Source organism: Herbaspirillum sp. NPDC101396 (assembly GCF_044767365.1).
GTDB lineage: Bacteria > Pseudomonadota > Gammaproteobacteria > Burkholderiales > Burkholderiaceae_D > Herbaspirillum.
This window is the reverse complement of the sequence record NZ_JBIWNT010000005.1, coordinates 85,104-100,945: the sequence shown is the minus strand read 5'-3', so window position 1 is coordinate 100,945 and position 15,842 is coordinate 85,104. Positions and strand designations below refer to the sequence as shown.

The 15,842-nt window shown below is 62.0% G+C and carries 16 protein-coding genes and 2 pseudogenes; 9 read left to right on the top strand and 9 right to left on the bottom strand.

All coding sequences use genetic code 11. The annotated features are described in order from the left end of the window. Positions 1-104 precede the first annotated feature (104 nt). Positions 105-1,292, top strand: coding sequence for a lipid-transfer protein (locus ACIROY_RS17865; protein ID WP_402342876.1), 1,188 nt, complete (start codon positions 105-107; stop codon positions 1,290-1,292). A 78-nt stretch (positions 1,293-1,370) separates the two neighbouring features. Further along, positions 1,371-2,198, top strand: a complete 828-nt coding sequence (locus ACIROY_RS17860) for an SDR family NAD(P)-dependent oxidoreductase (RefSeq protein WP_402342873.1) — start codon at positions 1,371-1,373, stop codon at positions 2,196-2,198. On the opposite strand, the gene ACIROY_RS17855 is transcribed toward ACIROY_RS17860, so the two are convergent. Continuing rightward, the gene (locus ACIROY_RS17855) at positions 2,195-3,352 is read right to left on the bottom strand and encodes an acyl-CoA dehydrogenase family protein (protein ID WP_402342871.1); all 1,158 of its coding nucleotides are present in this window, start codon (positions 3,350-3,352) and stop codon (positions 2,195-2,197) included. The genes ACIROY_RS17860 and ACIROY_RS17855 overlap by 4 nt on opposite strands. Further along, positions 3,342-4,268 (bottom strand): MaoC/PaaZ C-terminal domain-containing protein, encoded by a 927-nt coding sequence (locus ACIROY_RS17850; protein WP_402342868.1) that lies wholly within the window; start codon positions 4,266-4,268, stop codon positions 3,342-3,344. The genes ACIROY_RS17855 and ACIROY_RS17850 overlap by 11 nt, the downstream gene beginning before the upstream one ends. 311 nt (positions 4,269-4,579) lie before the next feature. Between ACIROY_RS17850 and ACIROY_RS17845 the strand changes: the two genes are divergently transcribed. The 6 genes and pseudogenes from ACIROY_RS17845 to ACIROY_RS17820 all read left to right on the top strand — a co-directional run. Then, entirely contained in the window at positions 4,580-5,458 is an 879-nt protein-coding gene (locus ACIROY_RS17845) for an oxaloacetate decarboxylase (RefSeq protein ID WP_402275152.1), read from the top strand. Between the two features lie 17 nt (positions 5,459-5,475). Continuing rightward, the gene (locus ACIROY_RS17840; protein WP_402275149.1) at positions 5,476-6,747 is read left to right on the top strand and encodes an aconitase/3-isopropylmalate dehydratase large subunit family protein; all 1,272 of its coding nucleotides are present in this window, start codon (positions 5,476-5,478) and stop codon (positions 6,745-6,747) included. Beyond that, on the top strand, positions 6,744-7,253 hold the full coding sequence (locus ACIROY_RS17835) for a 3-isopropylmalate dehydratase (RefSeq protein WP_402275147.1): 510 nt from the start codon (positions 6,744-6,746) through the stop codon (positions 7,251-7,253). Before ACIROY_RS17840 ends, ACIROY_RS17835 begins: the two co-directional genes overlap by 4 nt. A 72-nt stretch (positions 7,254-7,325) precedes the next feature. Then, positions 7,326-8,147 (top strand): ABC transporter ATP-binding protein, encoded by an 822-nt coding sequence (locus tag ACIROY_RS17830; protein WP_402275145.1) that lies wholly within the window; start codon positions 7,326-7,328, stop codon positions 8,145-8,147. Continuing rightward, positions 8,147-8,986 (top strand): ABC transporter permease, encoded by an 840-nt coding sequence (locus ACIROY_RS17825; RefSeq protein ID WP_402275143.1) that lies wholly within the window; start codon positions 8,147-8,149, stop codon positions 8,984-8,986. The genes ACIROY_RS17830 and ACIROY_RS17825 overlap by 1 nt, the downstream gene beginning before the upstream one ends. A gap of 65 nt (positions 8,987-9,051) precedes the next feature. Further along, positions 9,052-9,810: pseudogene (locus ACIROY_RS17820) on the top strand (TauD/TfdA dioxygenase family protein); the annotation flags it as partial. An 84-nt stretch (positions 9,811-9,894) separates the two neighbouring features. Here the strand turns inward: ACIROY_RS17820 and arsC are convergent. Beyond that, positions 9,895-10,285: pseudogene (arsC, locus tag ACIROY_RS17815) on the bottom strand (arsenate reductase (glutaredoxin)); the annotation flags it as partial. Between the two features lie 194 nt (positions 10,286-10,479). On the opposite strand from arsC, the gene ACIROY_RS17810 reads away from it, so the two are divergent. Then, positions 10,480-11,238, top strand: a complete 759-nt coding sequence (locus ACIROY_RS17810) for an SDR family oxidoreductase (protein WP_402275141.1) — start codon at positions 10,480-10,482, stop codon at positions 11,236-11,238. Between the two features lie 47 nt (positions 11,239-11,285). On the opposite strand, the gene ACIROY_RS17805 is transcribed toward ACIROY_RS17810, so the two are convergent. From ACIROY_RS17805 to lptA, 6 genes are all read right to left on the bottom strand, one after another. After that, entirely contained in the window at positions 11,286-11,885 is a 600-nt protein-coding gene (locus ACIROY_RS17805) for a UbiX family flavin prenyltransferase (RefSeq protein ID WP_402343610.1), read from the bottom strand. A gap of 10 nt (positions 11,886-11,895) precedes the next feature. Then, positions 11,896-12,207, bottom strand: coding sequence for a Grx4 family monothiol glutaredoxin (grxD, locus tag ACIROY_RS17800; RefSeq protein WP_053195041.1), 312 nt, complete (start codon positions 12,205-12,207; stop codon positions 11,896-11,898). 301 nt (positions 12,208-12,508) lie between these two features. Further along, on the bottom strand, positions 12,509-12,862 hold the full coding sequence (gene hpf, locus ACIROY_RS17795) for a ribosome hibernation-promoting factor, HPF/YfiA family (protein ID WP_402275139.1): 354 nt from the start codon (positions 12,860-12,862) through the stop codon (positions 12,509-12,511). Positions 12,863-12,985: 123 nt separating this feature from the next. Further along, positions 12,986-14,467: an RNA polymerase factor sigma-54 gene (locus ACIROY_RS17790; protein WP_402275137.1), complete on the bottom strand. Its 1,482-nt coding sequence runs from the start codon at positions 14,465-14,467 to the stop codon at positions 12,986-12,988. 33 nt (positions 14,468-14,500) lie between these two features. After that, positions 14,501-15,244 (bottom strand): LPS export ABC transporter ATP-binding protein, encoded by a 744-nt coding sequence (gene lptB, locus ACIROY_RS17785; RefSeq protein ID WP_402275135.1) that lies wholly within the window; start codon positions 15,242-15,244, stop codon positions 14,501-14,503. A gap of 1 nt (position 15,245) precedes the next feature. After that, on the bottom strand, positions 15,246-15,803 hold the full coding sequence (gene lptA / locus ACIROY_RS17780; RefSeq protein WP_402275133.1) for a lipopolysaccharide transport periplasmic protein LptA: 558 nt from the start codon (positions 15,801-15,803) through the stop codon (positions 15,246-15,248). Positions 15,804-15,842: the final 39 nt, after the last annotated feature.

The window sequence follows — 15,842 nt, the reverse complement described above, 5'->3', positions numbered from 1 at the left end:
AGCTTTCCGCATTATTTTCGAACACACGTTCGCCTACTGTACACGCGAACAAAAATTCTGTTTTGACGCAGCTCAAAATGCCCGGATCGGGCCAGGAGGCGGCCATGAGCGAGAAAGTCTATGTCACCGGTGTCGGCATGGTGCCGTTTGCGAAGCCAAGTACCAGTGCGTCGTATGTGGAAATGGGTGCCGCCGCTGCGCGCGCCGCGCTCGCCGATGCCGGCATCCGTTACGAAGCGATCGAACAAGCCTACGCAGGCTATGTCTACGGCGACTCCACCGTCGGACAGGCGATGCTCTATGAAGTCGGACTCACCGGCCTGCCCGTCATCAACGTCAACAACAACTGTGCGACCGGTTCTACCGCGTTGTTCCTCGCGCGTCAGGCGATCGCCAGCGGCGCCATCGATTGCGCGCTGGTGATCGGCGTGGAGCAGATGATGCCGGGTCCGCTGCGTACCATTTACACCGACCGGCCGGCGCCGCTGCAGCGCTTCCTCGACACCATGGCAAGCAATCGCGGCTATGACCCGGAGCTGCCGCGCGCGCCGCAATTTTTCGGCGGCGCAGGTCAGGACTATCTCGATCAATACGGCATCGCGCCGGAGACCTTCGGACAAATTTCAGTGAAGGCGCGCCGCCACGCGGCCAACAATCCTTATGCCGTATTTCGCACGCCCGTAACGCTGGAAGAAGTGATGGCGTCGCCGACCGTGTTCGGCCTGCTGACGCGTTTGCAATGCTGTCCGCCGACCTGCGGTGCGGCGGCGGCGGTGCTGTGTTCCAAACGCTTTGCGCGCTGGTTCAATCTCGACACCAGCGTCGCCATCGCGGCGCAGGTGATGACCACCGACCGGTCCGATTCCTTTGACAGCGGCGACATGCGCAAGCTGGTCGGCTACGGCATGGCGGCCATCGCAGCGGAGCGCGCATACGCCGAAGCCGGGGCCGGGCCGGAAGACATCCAGGTGGTCGAACTGCACGACTGCTTCACCGCCAACGAACTGATCAGCTACGAAGCGCTGCAACTGACGCCGCCCGGCACCGCCGAGAAATTCATCCTCGACGGCGACAACACCTACGGCGGCAGGATCGTCACCAACCCGTCCGGCGGCCTGCTGTCAAAAGGCCATCCGCTCGGCGCCACCGGCCTCGCACAATGCGCGGAACTGACCTGGCAATTGCGCGGCCAGGCCGAGCGGCGCCAGGTCGACGGCGCGCGCTGGGGCCTGCAGCACAACCTTGGGCTGGGCGGAGCCTGCGTCGTCACCGTCTACGAAAAAACCAAATGAACACTTGCTGAAGCTTGTCCGTCATCAACCCATGGAGCGCGGCACAGACCGGGCCCGCAAAGCTATCCTGGAGACAAAATGAACAAGAAGCTGGAAGGTAAAGTCGCCATCGTCAGCGGTTCCGGCCGCGGCATCGGACGCGAGATCGCACTCAAGCTGGCCGCCGACGGCGCGGCGCTGGTCATCAATGACCTCGATGAAAAAATGGCTGAGAGCGTCGTGCAGGAAATCACTGCCGCCGGCGGTCGCGCCGCGGTCTGCTGCGGCGACGTCACGGCGTCCGAATTCGCCGCGCGTTTCATCGACACCGCGCTGAACAGCTTCGGCCGGCTCGACATCATCGTCAACAACGCCGGCTACACCTGGGACAACGTGATCCAGAAAATGACCGATGAACAATGGGACGCCATCATGGCAGTGCACGTGACGGCGCCGTTCCGCATCCTGCGCGCGGCGTCGGAATATTTCCGCCGCGCCGCCAAGGTGGAAGCCGCGCAGGGCGCCGAAGTATTCCGCAAGGTGGTCAACATCTCGTCGGTATCAGGCGTGATGGGCAACGCCGGGCAGGCCAATTACTCCGCCGCCAAATCGGCCATCAACGGACTGACCAAGGCGCTGGCCAAGGAGTGGGGACGCTACAAGGTCAACGTCAACAGCGTCGCCTTCGGCCTGATCAGGACGCGCCTGACCGAAGCGACCGCAGGTGACGACGCCACCATCAACATCTCGGGGAACGAGATCAAGGTCGGCGTCAACCAGCAACTGATGCAGAACCTGGAAACCCTGATCCCGATGGGCCGCGCCGGCACGCCGGCGGAAGCGGCGGGGGCGGTGTATCTGTTCTGCATTCCGGAATCGAACTACATCAGCGGGCAGATCGTGATCTGCGGCGGGGGAAGACCTTAACCCTTCAGTGCATGCTCCTTGAGCATCTGCTTCGCAATCAGCAGCTGCTGGATCTGCGAGGTGCCTTCGTAAATGCGCATCACGCGCACGTCGCGGTAGATGCGTTCGATCGGATAGTCGCCCATGAAGCCGGCGCCGCCGAAAATCTGCAGCACGCGGTCGGCTATCTTGCCCACTGTTTCGGTGGCAAACAACTTGCAGCAGGAGGCCTCCTTGATCACCGGCAGGTCCTGATCGAAACGGCGCGCCGTGTACTCGACCATGCATTGCGCGGCCAGCAGTTCGGTTTCCGAATCGGCCAGCATCGCCTGCACCAGCTGATGCTGCGCGATCGGTTCGCCGAAGGCACGGCGTTCGGTGGCGTAGTCCAGCGCCTCGTCGATCAGTCGACGGCCGGCGCCGATGGCCGCGGCGGCGATGCCGAGACGGCCGCGGTTGAGCGAAGACATCGCCAGCGCAAAGCCGAGTCCCGGCTCGCCAATGATGGCGTCGGCGGGAATGCGGCAGTCGTTGAAGATCACGTCGGCCGTGTGCGAGCCGTGCAATCCCATCTTGCGGTCGGTGTTGCCGATGCTCAGGCCGGGTGCGCCGCGTTCCACAATGAAGGCGGACAGGCCGCGATGGTCGCGGCTGTCGGCATCGGTGCGCGCGATCACGGTGAAGACGTCGGCCGAAGGGGCATTGGTGATGTAGCGCTTGACGCCGTTGAGCACCCATTCGGGGCCGTCCAGGCGTGCGCTGGTGCGCAGTGCCGCCGCATCGGAGCCGCAGTCCGGCTCGGTCAGGCAGAACGCTGCGATCATTTCTCCCGCCGCCATGCGCGCCAGATAGCGTTCGCGCTGTGCATCGCTGCCATAGGTCAGCAGACCGTGCGAGCCGACGCCGTTGTTGATGCCGATGGCGGAGCGAAACGACAGGTTGGCGCGGCATAGCGCGATCAGCACCGCGACTTCATCTTCCATGCCGAGTCCGAGTCCGCCCCAGCGTTCCGGAATACTCAGGCCGAACAGGCCCAGCGCCGCCATCTCGCCGAGGATGTCGTCGGGCACGCGCCGTTGTTCTTCCACCAGCACTTCGTTGGGCAGCAGGCGTTCGGCGACGAAGCGCTCCACCGCCGCGACGAATTGTTTGCGGGTTTGGTCGTCAAGTGCCATGGAGGACTTCCTTGCGGGGTTTGGTTTCAGCGTGCGGAGCGATGACGGCGGCGCCGTTATTGAGCACCACCACGCCGCGTTGCGGCACGCTGCTGCGGAACGCTACCTGATTACCGTCATGCCAGATTTCCGTGCGCAGAATTTCTCCAGGATAAAGCGGCGCGGAAAAGCGTGCGCCGATTGAGCGGATGTCCATGCGGCGACCGGCTTCGGAAGACCAGCACAGCGCCTTGAGCAAGGCATGGCCGGCCACGCCGAAGGTGCACAGGCCGTGCAGGATCGGTCGCGGGAAGCCGGCGCGCAGGGCGACTTCGGGATCGGCGTGTAGTGGATTGCCGTCGCCCGACAGCCGGTAGATCAGCGCGGCCTGCGACAGGATGGGCAGGTCGATGCAGAAGTCTGCGGGACGCTCCGGCAACGGCGTCGGCGCGGGATGCATATGGACGGAAGCCGGCGGCATATTTTGTACGCCGCCGTCGCCGCGGCACATGGTGGTCATGCGCAGGGTGCAGACCGGCTCGCCGCTGTCTTCTTCGGTGACGACACGCTCCTGGTAAATCAGCGCGCCCTTGTCCGGACCCTTGTCGACGATATCGACGATGCGGGTGTCGCCGATCAGACGGGCGCAGACCGGCAGCGGCTTGTGCACGATCACCTGCTGTTCGGCGTGCACCACGCGCGTCCAGTCGATGCCGGTGTCCGGCATCTTCATCCAGAAGCCGGGATACGCCAGCACCGTCGCCATGGTGGGCAGCACGCGCAGGCCTTCTTCGTACACGTAATGAAGCTGGTCGCGGTCGAGCGGATCGGCGCCGAGACCGACGCCAAGCGCGTACAGGATGCAATCCTGCGGCCGCACGTGCTGGCGCGCGATGGGAATCTTCCAGTGCATCAGCTTGCGATAGTCGATCGTCATGCGGCCTCGTCGAAGGTGGACAGGGTGGGCACTTGCGGACATGAACTCGATGCTGCGGCGACATCAGGGCGATGAAGGCGGTCGGCGCTGGTGTTGATGTGCGCCGCGTCGGAAGGGTGCCGCAATGCGGCTAAGGAATTGACGAATCGTCCTTGACATCACCATACTACTAAGTATATTTAATTGAAGTCAACCAGAAGTGAAAAAATGAGTGGCGGGCGTAGCTCGGCAACATGTGCGAGCCGGGCGTGTTGCAGGTAAAGTACAGACCTGACGCAATACCTGACTGACACGCTACCAACGGAGACCAGATGCAACATCCAGGGACCTTGATCCGCGAAATGCTGGCGCGTAGCGGCGCCGTGCCGGTGCCCGGCTGCTACGACGCGCTCGGCGCCTTGCTGATCGAACAGGCCGGCTTTGAAGCCGCCTACATGACCGGATTTTCGCTCGCTTCCAGCTACGGCAAGCCCGACATCGGCCTGCTCACCATGACCGACATGGTGCAGCAGGCGACGCGCATCGCCGAAGCGGTTTCCGTTCCTGTGCTGGTCGACGCCGACACCGGCTACGGCGGCGCGGCTAACATCGTCGAAACCGTACGCGCCTTCGAAAAGGCCGGCATCGCCGGGCTCCACCTCGAAGACCAGATCATGCCCAAGAAATGCGGCGCCATGGCCGGCAAGAAACTGGTGCCGATCGAAGAAATGTCGCTGCGCCTGAAAGCCGCACGGGCTGGGCGGAAAAGCAGCGAATTCGTCATCATCGGCCGCACCGACGCCATGACCATCTACGGCCTGGAAGAAGTCATCGTGCGTGCAAAGGCAATGGAACGCGCCGGCGCCGACGCCGTCATGGCGCCCTCGCTGAGTACACCGGCCGAGCTGGGAGCGGTGGCATCCAGCGTGAAGATTCCGGTGATCTACGTCGCCGCCGAAACCGTCCGCCCCAATTACACGCGCCAGCAACTTGCCGCCGCCGGCTTCGCCATGTCGCTGTATCCTCTATCGCTGATCCAGACCACGTTCAAGGCGCAGCAGGACATGTTGCGCAGCATGTTCGCCAGCGGCGACACCGTGCAGCTGGTCGACGGCATGGCGCAGTTCGCCGACGTCGGCCGGCTGGTCGGCGTGGAACGCGCCGCCGCCTTCGATGCAGAGCTGGCGACGCAAGTGAACGAAGGGAGCTGACCGCTATGGGCGCAACCATGACGCAGAAAATTCTTGCGCGCACCAGCGGCAAGGACAGCGTGCAGCACGGCGACATCATCTGGGCCAGTCCGGACCTGGTGACGGCGCCGGAGGTGTCGTTCTCCGCCTATATCAAACGCATCCGCGAAATCGGCGTCACAAAACTGGCGCATCCCGAACGCGTCGCCGTCATCATCGACCACGAAGTACCGGTGCACAGCGCCGCCGGCGCCGAGCGCAACGAGCTCACACGGCAGCTGGCGCAGGAGTGGTCGGTCGGCCATTTCTTCGACGGTGTCGGCATCACGCATCCCCTCATGGTGGAGCAGGGCCTGGTCGCGCCGGGCATGTTCGCCGCCGGTGCCGACAGCCATGCGCCGGGATTGGGCGCGGTCGGCGCCTTGTCGGTGCCGTTCGGCTTTGAAGTATCGATGGTGCTGGCCACCGGCCAGATCTGGATGAAGGTGCCCGAGACCATCCGCGTGCGCTTGCACGGCGCCTGCCGCCCCGGCGTGGCGGCGCGCGACATTGTGCTGGCGACCATGCAGCAACTCGACGACGAAGCCACCAGCTATCGCGTCATCGAATACCAGGGCGAAGGCCTGTCCACGCTGTCGGTGCCGGAGCGCATGACGATCTGCGGCCTGTGCGTCGACGCCGGCGCCAAGTCCGGCATCGCCGCCGTCGATCAGCGCTGCATCGACTACCTGCGTGCGCATGGCGTGGCCGATTCGGCTCAGCTGCAAGCGCCGGCGTCAATCAACAGCGACGCCGACGCCGAGTACGCCATGACCATCGATATCGACCTGGCTACGCTGACGCCGCGCGTGTCGATCCCGCCGTCGCCCAACCATGTACGTGAAGCGCAAGCGATGTCCGACATCGTCATCCAACATGCCTATATTGGCTCGTGCGTGTCCGGCTCGATTGAAGACATCCGTTCCGCCGCCGCCATCCTGCGCGGTCGCAAGGTGCATGCCGATGTGAACCTGCTGGTGATTCCCGCCACGCAGCAAGTGTTCCAGCAGGCTTTGCAGGAAGGCCTGCTGACTGAACTCACCGCTGCCGGCGCCACCATTTCACCATCGACCTGCGGCCCCTGTTTCGGCGGCATCGCACGACTGACCGCAGGTGAACGCCGCATCAGCACCAGCACGCGCAACGACCCGGGTCGCATGGGCAGCAACGAGGCGGAAATTTTCCTGGCCAGCGCCATGACCGTGGCGGCCTCCGCCATTACGGGCCACATCACCGATCCACGCGCTTATGCTGAAGGAGGTGCGGCATGAGCGTCGCCGGCAAAACCAGCAGCGGCCGCGCCTGGAAATTTTCCAGCGACATCTCCAGCGACCAGCTGATCTCGGCGCGTCACGTATTCGAGTTCGATCCGCGCATGCTGCGCCATCATCTTCTGACCGAAGTGCGGCCCGAGTTCGCCCAACAGGCGCAACCGGGCGACGTCATCGTGGCCGGGCGCAACTTCGCCCACGGCAGCAACCACAGCCATCCGTTCCTCGCGATGAAGGCGCTGGGCGTCGGCCTGCTGGTGCGGTCGTTGTCGCGCGGGCCGTTCCGGCTGGCGATTTTCATGGGCGTGCCCGTGCTGATGGCGGGCAGCGACGTGCTCGACGCCATCGACGACGGCGATCAGCTCGACATCGACTTCAGCCGCGGCGCGATCTTCAATGCGACCAGCGGCAAGCAGATGCAGGTGGAGCCATTGGCGCCTTTCCTGCAGGACATTGTCAATGCCGGCGGCGGCCTTGAATTCGTGAAGTCGCAGTTGATTTCCTAGTTGCAGATTTGCCAAGACGGTTCTTATTTGCTCTATGATGCATGCCATTCAGGAGTCAACCGGATGTCAGTTATGTCGATCGTGCGAGACACGTCATTCAGCCAGGAAGCAAACGCTGTGAACAGTCCTGCGGCCATTGTTGTCGAGGCCTTGGAGAAGACCTATGCCACCCACGACGGCGGCAAGGTGCAGGCGCTCGGTCCGATTTCGGTGACGGTGCCGCAAGGCGGTTTCATGACCATCGTCGGCCCCTCGGGCTGCGGCAAGTCGACCCTGCTCAAATTGCTGTCGGGCCTGATCCCGCGGTCGGCCGGCTCGATCAAGGTCAACGGCGAAGAAGTGCACGAACCGCATCGCGACATCGGCATGGTGTTCCAGAGCCCGGTATTGCTGCCGTGGAAAACCGCCATCGACAACGTCCTGCTGCCGGCGCGGGTACTCGGCCTCGACATGGCGTCCAGCCGCGTGCGCGCGCAGGAATTGCTGGACATGGTCGGCCTGGCCGATTTCGCCAACCGCTATCCGAGTGAATTGTCGGGCGGCATGCAGCAACGCGTCGCCATCGCCCGCTCGCTGATCCACGATCCTTCGATCCTGATGATGGACGAGCCGTTCGGCGCGCTCGACGCCATGACGCGCGAGGTGATGAATCTGGAGCTGCTGCGCATCTGGCGCAAGGCCGGCAAGACGGTGATCTTCGTGACGCACTCGATTCCGGAAGCGATTTTCCTCGGCACTCACGTGATGGTGCTGTCGAATCGTCCGGGTCGCATCGCCGACCTGGTGACGGTTGACCTGCCCGCCGAGCGCGGTCTCGACATCATGTCGACCGATGCCTTCGGCGTGTACAGCAAGCGCATCCGCAGCCAGTTCAACACTCAGGGGTTCATCTGATGGAAAGCATCCCTACCAGCGCCGCAGCCAACTCCGGTATCACGTCGGCGCCTGCCTCTTTCAGCCTGCGCCGCACGCTTAAGGCGCGGCCCGAACTGCTGCTGATTCCGGCCGTATTCGTCGCCGTGGTGGTGGTGTGGGAAGCGATCATCCGCTTCTTCGAGATTCCGATCTACATTATGCCGGCGCCCTCCAATATCGCGCTGGCGCTGGTCAACACCGCCTATCTCGACAACGCGCTGTACACGCTGGGGGAGGCCATGCTCGGCTTCCTGCTGGCGGCCTTGTTCGGCATCGTGCTGGGCGGCCTGATTGCGCAATTCCCGCTGGCGGAAAAGACGCTGTATCCCTACCTGATCGCGATCCAAACCACGCCCAAGGTGGCGGTGGCGCCGCTGTTCATCATGTGGTTCGGTTTCGGCATGACGTCCAAGGTCATCATCGCGGCGACGATCGCCTTCTTCCCCATCCTGGTCAACGTCATCAGCGGCTTGCGCTCGACCGATCCGGCGCGGCTGGAACTGATGCGCTCGTTGCGCGCGACGCGCTGGCAGATTTTCACGATGGTGCGCCTGCCGGGCGCGCTGCCGATGATCTTCGCGGGACTCAACATCGCGATCATCTTCAGCATCCTCGGCGCCATCGTCGGCGAGTTCCTCGGCTCGCGCAAAGGACTCGGCAATGCCATCATGCAGATGAACGTCAACCTCGACACGGCGGGCGTGTTCGCCACGCTGTTCGTGTTGTCGGCGATCGGCGTGTGCCTGCACGTGTTGATGAGTTTTCTGCAACGCAAGGCTTTGTTCTGGGCTGACAGTTCGCGCATACCCACCGTTTGAAATGCAGCGATAAAAACAAAAATGACGGAGACGAACTGATGTAGCCCCCATCTACGGGAGGCAGCATGAGTAGCTTTTCCTTGAAACCCTTGTCGTCGGCGCTGGGTGCCGAAGTGATCGGCGTCGACATGCGCAGTCCGCTGGACGCGGAGACGGTACAGGCCTTGATCGACGCCTGGCATCGCCACATCATCCTGCTGTTCCGCAACCAGCCGCTGACGTTCGAGGAGCATATCGCCTTCAGCCGCCATTTCGGTGCGCTCGACGATCATGCGGCGATTCCCAAATTCCGCCATCCTGAGCATCCGGAAATTTTGCTGGTCACGAATTATGAGGCAGGCGGCAAACGCCTCGCCGTAGGCCGTCAATGGCATTCCGATCTGTCGACCACCACGCGTCCGGCCAAAGGCTCGCTGCTGCATTGCGTGGAGTTGCCCGAGGTCGGCGGCGATACCATGTTCTGCAATATGTATAAGGCCTGGGACAGTTTGTCGCCGACGCTGCAATCCATCCTCGACGGCCGCAACGCGCTGCATGACATGACGGCGGCGCGCGAGACGCGGCTGGTGCGCACCAGCGACGAGCTGGCCGACATCCGCCGCCGCAATCCGCCGGTCTACCAGCCGATTGCGCGCGTGCACGACGGTAGCGGACGCAAGGCCTTGTATGTGAGCGAGATGACGTCGGTGGCGATCGAAGGCATGACGGAAGAGGAGAGCCGGCCGCTGCTGCAATACCTGTACGACCACAGCGTCGTTCCGGAAAACGTCTACCGCCACCGCTGGCAACTCGGCGACACCATGATGTGGGACAACCGCAGCGCCATGCATATCGCGCTGGCCGATTACGACCACAGCCAGCGCCGCATCATGTACCGCACCACGCTGCTGGGCCAGCCGAGCGGGCGTGTCGCCGATCTCCCGGCGGAAGATGCCGCGGTCAGGCCGGCGGCAGTATTTCCTGCAGTTTCTCTACCGGCCGGCACAGGCGAGCACCGCGCGCAGTGACGACGATGGGGCGGTTGATCAGGACCGGGTCTTCCAGCATCAGGTCGATCAGCTGTTCGTCGCTCCATCTGGCGTTGTCCAGATCCTTCTCGTCGTAGGACGTGCCGCGCCGGCGCATGATATTGCGCACCGGTTCGCCGGTGGCCGCAACGATCTTTTTGAGCGTGGCGCGATCCGGCGGCGTCTTCAGGTATTCGATGACATCGGGCTCGATGCCGGCGGCGCGGATCATTTCCAGCACGTTGCGCGAGGTGCTGCATTTCGGGTTGTGATAAATGGTGACGTCGGACATGGTGCTCCCCTGGTTCAAAAACGATGTGCGCAAGCATAGCCGATCGGAGAAGATCCGGTTCCGGCTCAGCTGAAAATACTTCATCTCCCCGCGCGGCGACAGCTGCTATAGTAAAACGCTCGGCGAGAACGTGCAGCGCACACGAGCGAGCACGGCAAACGTCCCATTTCCAGGAAAACAGAGGAGCACAGAAGATGGCAGCACCGAAGAAAATCGCATTGGTCACCGGCGCCGGTTCCGGCATCGGCAAACAGATTTCGCTGGCTTTGCTGCGCGACGGCTATGCCGTCGTGCTGGCCGGCCGTCGCCAGGAACCGCTGGAAGAAACCGTCAAGGCGGCCGGCGAATTCGGCGCCAATGCGCTGGTGGTGCCGGCCGACGTCAGCGATCCGGTTTCGGTGAAGAACCTGTTCGCCAAGACCAAAGAGAAATTCGGTCGCCTCGATCTGTTGTTCAACAACGCGGGTATTTTCGCGCCGCCGATGTCGCTGGAAGAACTGAGCTACGAGCAATGGAAGTCGGCGGTCGACATCAACCTGACCGGCGTCTTCCTGTGCACCCAGGAAGCGTTCCGTCTTATGAAGGAACAATCGCCGCGCGGCGGCCGCATCATCAACAACGGTTCGATTTCGGCGCACGCGCCGCGGCCGTTCTCGGTGTCGTACACCGCGACCAAGCATGCGATCACCGGTCTGACCAAGTCGACCTCGCTGGACGGTCGCCGCTACGACATCGCCTGCGGCCAGATCGACATCGGCAACGCCTCGACCGACATGACCGAGCTGATGAAAAAGGGCACCTTGCAGGCCGATGGATCGACCCAGGTTGAACCGACCATGGACGCCGGCCATGTGGCGAAGGCCATCCTTTACATGGACAGCCTGCCGCTGGATGCCAACGTGCAATTCATGACGGTGATGGCGACCAAGATGCCGTTCATCGGTCGAGGTTGATACGCTCTTTCGCAAAGAAAAAACGCTGCTCTCAAGGCAGCGTTTTTTTATGTCGGCTGGTTTTTTAGACCGGCCCAGCGCGGCGTCAGCGCATGCGCAATGTCGTAGAGGTCAAGCACGCGGCCCAGCGTGTGGTCGATCATTTCCTCGATGGATTGTGGGCGATGATAGAAACCGGGCAGGGGCGGGAAGATGATGCCGCCCATTTCGGTGACGCTGGTCATGTTGCGCAGGTGGGCGAGATTGAACGGCGTTTCGCGCACCATCAGCACCAGGCGGCGGCGTTCTTTCAGGACCACGTCGGCGGCGCGCGAGATGAGATTGTCGGACAGGCCGTTGGCGATGGCGGCGAGCGTCTTCATCGAACAGGGCGCAACGATCATGCCCGAGGACGTGAACGAACCGCTGGCGATCGAAGCGCCGACATCGCGCACCGGATGGACCACGTCGGCCAGCGCCTCGACGTCCTTGCGGCTCATGTCGAGTTCCTGATGCAGGTTCAGCACGCCGGCTTCGGATACCAGCAGATGGGTTTCCACACCGGCGTCGCGCAGCACGCCCAGCAGGCGCACGCCGTACGCCACGCCGGTCGCGCCGGTGATGGCGACGATCAGGCGGCGGCGCGGCGGTGCGGAATTTGTCGCGATGGACAGGGGATCAGCCCTTGAACAGGGTTTGCAGTTCGCCCGATTCGTACATTTCGCTCAGGATGTCGGAGCCGCCGATGAATTCGCCCTTGACGTACAACTGAGGGATGGTCGGCCAGTTCGAGTATTCCTTGATGCCCTGGCGCACGTCTGCGCTTTCCAGCACGTTGACAGTGACGATGTTTTCCGCGCCGCTGGCCTTGAGCAGTTGGATCGCCTTGCCCGAGAAGCCACACTGCGGGAATTGCGCGGTGCCCTTCATGAACAGCACGACAGGGTTTTGGGTAACGGTTTCCTTGATCCAGGATTGGACTTCGCTCATGACTACACCTTCAAAAAGTTCGCAATGCCGCCATTATATGAAAAAGCGGGCGTGCGCGTTGGGAGAGTGCCGTTGCACAGGGAAATGTCTTTCAGGCAACACGGCGCGGGTGGGCTGCTGTGACCAACATGTAAATGATTTGCAGGATTGCAAGAGATGCCTTGCGAGGCAGGTGGGGAAAAAGTGTAAAAGATTTTGAAAGATATTGAAAATACGCGATGAAGTTGTCGTTGCAGAAACAAGAAAGGGCGCTTGCGCGCCCTTTTTTTGGTGCCGGTCCAGTCCGCCGGCTAGTTGGCTATCACGAGGCAGCTGCGGGCAACGGTTCTTCCGGCAGGCGTTTTGCCATCGAGTGATGGTTTTGCACGCGGTCCTTGTGCTTGATCACCTGGCGATCCAGTTTGTCGATCAGCATGTCAATGGCGGCGTACAGGTCGTGTGCAATGCTCTCGGCATGCAGGTCTTTCCCCTTGATATGAACGTTTATTTCTGCCTTCTGGCGTTTTTCTTTTTCGGTCAGCTTGTCTACGCTGAGAATGACACTGATGTCGATCACATGGTCAAAGTGGCGCTTGATGCGCGTCAGCTTGTTTTGCACGTACTCGCGGATGGCGGGGGTCAAATCGAGATGATGGCCACTAATGGTCAGATTCATACAGCACTCCTATCGTGAGATTGCTGGAGGTTCTTACGCATTGTCCGGTTGCTTGCAGGCAGCACCAGAACAAAACACCCGAACTCAACAGAACACAGCAACGATGCTTTGCTACAGAAAAACTTACAGAGATTTGCGGAGATTCACCGGCGGAATTTTGAGCACTTCGCGGTATTTCGCGACGGTCCGTCGCGCCACCACCATGCCCTGTTCCGCCAACATATCTGCAATCTTGCTATCAGAGAGTGGGTTCTTAGGGTCTTCTGCTCCTATCAGTTGTTTGATGAGAGCCCGTATCGCAGTGGAGGAAGCTTCACCTCCGGTTTCTGTTGCGACGTGGCTGCCGAAGAAGTATTTCAACTCAAACATGCCATGCGGGGTCAGCATGTACTTCTGAGTCGTTACACGAGAAATAGTGCTCTCGTGTAGACCCAGTGTATCAGCTATTTCGCGCAACACAAGGGGTCTCATGGCAACGGCGCCATGTGAAAAAAAGTTGCGTTGCCTCTCAACAATTGCCTGGGCGACACGCAAAATTGTGTCGAAGCGCTGACGCATATTTTTGATCAGCCACTTGGCTTCCTGCAGCTGCGAACCGAGCGAGCCGTCGCCCTTGGCTTGCTTGAGTGCGTTGGCGTACATGGCGTTGACGCGCAGCCGCGGCATCACGTCGTGGTTGAGCAAAACCTGCCAGCCGTCCTTGGACGCTTTGACAATCACGTCGGGCACCACGTAGTCGGATCGGCCCGATGCAAACATGGCGCCGGGATGCGGATGGCACTGGCGAATCACGGCTTGCGCCTCGCGCAGGTCTTCATCGTCGCAACCGAGCGCTTTCTTGATTTTATTGAAATCACGCTGGGCGAACAGCGCCAGGTAATCTTCAACGATGGTCAGCGCCAGCCGGCGTGTGACAAAGGCAACTTTCGGCAAGCGCCGGACCTGCAGCGCCAGGCATTCGGAGGCGCTGCGCGCGCCGACGCCGGCCGGCTCGAAGCTCTGCAGCAGCTTCAGTGCAATGGTCAGTTCGTCAAGTTCGATTTCCAGTTCTTCGGGCAGGCGCGCATGGATTTCTTCCAGCGATTCTTCGAGATAGCCGTGGTCGTCAATCGCGTCGACGATCAGTTCGATCAGCGCACGGTCGCGCAAGCTGCGCACGGTCAGGCGGGTCTGCTCCTGCAGGTGTTCGCGCAGCGTGACGTCGTGGGCTTCGAGTTGCGGACGCGAGTCTTCGTCGTCGGGTGTCTTGCCGGTGCGGGCGACGTCGTCGAAGCTCCAGTCGGCATCGCCGCTCGCATGCTCGTCGCCGCTTGCACTGTCCTGCGGATCGCCGGCTTCGCCTTCCGCGGGTGCAGCGCTGGCGGCGCTGTTTTCGACCGGCTCCGCCTGCGCCGAAGACGGGCTGCTGAGGGCGCCGTCGGCAAGCAGCCGCACGGAATTGTCGAGCGCATCGTCGAGGCGTTCCAGCAGCGGATTGTCCGACAGGATCTGTTCCAGTTCCTGGTGCAGTTCCAGCGTCGACAGCTGCAGCAAACGGATCGACTGCTGCAACTGCGGCGTCAATGCCAGATGCTGAGAGGTGCGAAGCTGGAGGGATTGTTTCATTCAGTTTTCAGTTGGCAGCGTATTGCCTGCGGATTACATGCGGAAGTGTTCGCCCAGATACACGCGGCGGACGGACTCATCGGCGATGATGTCGTCAGGGCTGCCGCTGGCCAGCACGGTGCCCTGGTTGATGATGTAGGCGCGATCGCAAATGCCCAGCGTCTCGCGCACGTTGTGGTCGGTGATGAGCACGCCGATGCCGCGTTCCTTGAGGAAGCGCACGATGCGCTGGATCTCGATCACGGCGATCGGATCGATACCGGCGAATGGTTCGTCGAGCAGCACGAAGCGCGGATCGGTCGCCAGCGCACGGGCGATTTCGACACGCCGGCGTTCGCCGCCGGACAACGACAGTGCCGGGCTTTCGCGCAGCTTCTCGATCTGCAATTCGTGCAACAGGCTGTTGAGGCGGCCTTCGATTTCATCACGGCTGAGCGACTTGCCGTTTTCCTTGCGCAGTTCCAGCACGGCGCGGATGTTGTCCTCCACGTTGAGCTTGCGGAACACCGAGGCTTCCTGCGGCAGATAAGACAGGCCGAGCTGCGCGCGCTCGTGGATAGGCAGCCGAGAAATCGCCGAACCGTCGAGATCGATCTCGCCGCCGTCGGACGGCACCAGGCCGACGATCATGTAAAACGAGGTGGTCTTGCCGGCGCCGTTGGGGCCGAGCAGGCCGACCACTTCGCCGCTGGCGACTTCGAGCGAGACGTCGCGCACGACCTGGCGCGCGCCATAGCTCTTTTGCAATCCGCGTACTACGAGAGAACTGATCGCCATCTTATTGGCCCTTCGAAGAATCGACGCGCGGCTGGATGATCGCGGTGATGCGACCGCCGCCGGGTTTGCTTTCGCCGGTGTTGGTGTTGTTGACCGAATAGAACTCGGCACGGCTGTCGTAGGAGATGAACTCGCCGTTGACTTCATCGGTCACGCGCGGGCCGTCCATGCGCTGCATGTGGGCGCGCGTAAACAGTTTCGAGATTTCAGTCTTCTCGCTGTATTCGATGCGTTCGGCCTGGCCTTCGATCCACAGGTTGGGGCCGCCGTCGCGTTTCTGGCGGAAGCTGGCCAACTGGCCGGGCGCCGCATAGAGGATAGCCAGTTCATAGCCGGACGGATCGGTGGTCAGCACCACCTTGCCGGCCTTGATCAGCAGCGTGCCGCGCGTGAGCACGACGTTGCCGGTGAAGGTCTTCACCTGCTTGACGTCGTCGTACACCATTTGCTCGGCTTCGATGCGGGTCGGCTTTTCAGTGTCGGCGCGTTCGGCGCGGGCGAGGCCGGCAACGCTCATCAGGAGCACGGTGAGCAGCGGCAGTAGGGATGTCGTTTTCATAGGATCCTGCGCAAGTATCTCGTTTTGATTATGCCAATT

Bases quoted from the DNA above. Each gene is read 5' to 3' on its own strand.
- grxD (WP_053195041.1), bottom strand. From the start codon at position 12,207: ATGAGCGAAGTCCAATCCTGGATCAAGGAAACCGTTACCCAAAACCCT.
- ACIROY_RS17845 (WP_402275152.1), top strand. From the start codon at position 4,580: ATGCAACATCCAGGGACCTTGATCCGCGAAATGCTGGCGCGTAGCGGC.
- ACIROY_RS17855 (WP_402342871.1), bottom strand. From the start codon at position 3,352: ATGGCACTTGACGACCAAACCCGCAAACAATTCGTCGCGGCGGTGGAG.
- ACIROY_RS17865 (WP_402342876.1), top strand. From the start codon at position 105: ATGAGCGAGAAAGTCTATGTCACCGGTGTCGGCATGGTGCCGTTTGCG.
- ACIROY_RS17830 (WP_402275145.1), top strand. From the start codon at position 7,326: ATGTCGATCGTGCGAGACACGTCATTCAGCCAGGAAGCAAACGCTGTG.
- ACIROY_RS17825 (WP_402275143.1), top strand. From the start codon at position 8,147: ATGGAAAGCATCCCTACCAGCGCCGCAGCCAACTCCGGTATCACGTCG.
- ACIROY_RS17850 (WP_402342868.1), bottom strand. From the start codon at position 4,268: ATGACGATCGACTATCGCAAGCTGATGCACTGGAAGATTCCCATCGCG.
- ACIROY_RS17860 (WP_402342873.1), top strand. From the start codon at position 1,371: ATGAACAAGAAGCTGGAAGGTAAAGTCGCCATCGTCAGCGGTTCCGGC.
- ACIROY_RS17790 (WP_402275137.1), bottom strand. From the start codon at position 14,467: ATGAAACAATCCCTCCAGCTTCGCACCTCTCAGCATCTGGCATTGACG.
- ACIROY_RS17810 (WP_402275141.1), top strand. From the start codon at position 10,480: ATGGCAGCACCGAAGAAAATCGCATTGGTCACCGGCGCCGGTTCCGGC.
- lptB (WP_402275135.1), bottom strand. From the start codon at position 15,244: ATGGCGATCAGTTCTCTCGTAGTACGCGGATTGCAAAAGAGCTATGGC.
- ACIROY_RS17840 (WP_402275149.1), top strand. From the start codon at position 5,476: ATGACGCAGAAAATTCTTGCGCGCACCAGCGGCAAGGACAGCGTGCAG.
- lptA (WP_402275133.1), bottom strand. From the start codon at position 15,803: ATGAAAACGACATCCCTACTGCCGCTGCTCACCGTGCTCCTGATGAGC.
- hpf (WP_402275139.1), bottom strand. From the start codon at position 12,862: ATGAATCTGACCATTAGTGGCCATCATCTCGATTTGACCCCCGCCATC.
- ACIROY_RS17835 (WP_402275147.1), top strand. From the start codon at position 6,744: ATGAGCGTCGCCGGCAAAACCAGCAGCGGCCGCGCCTGGAAATTTTCC.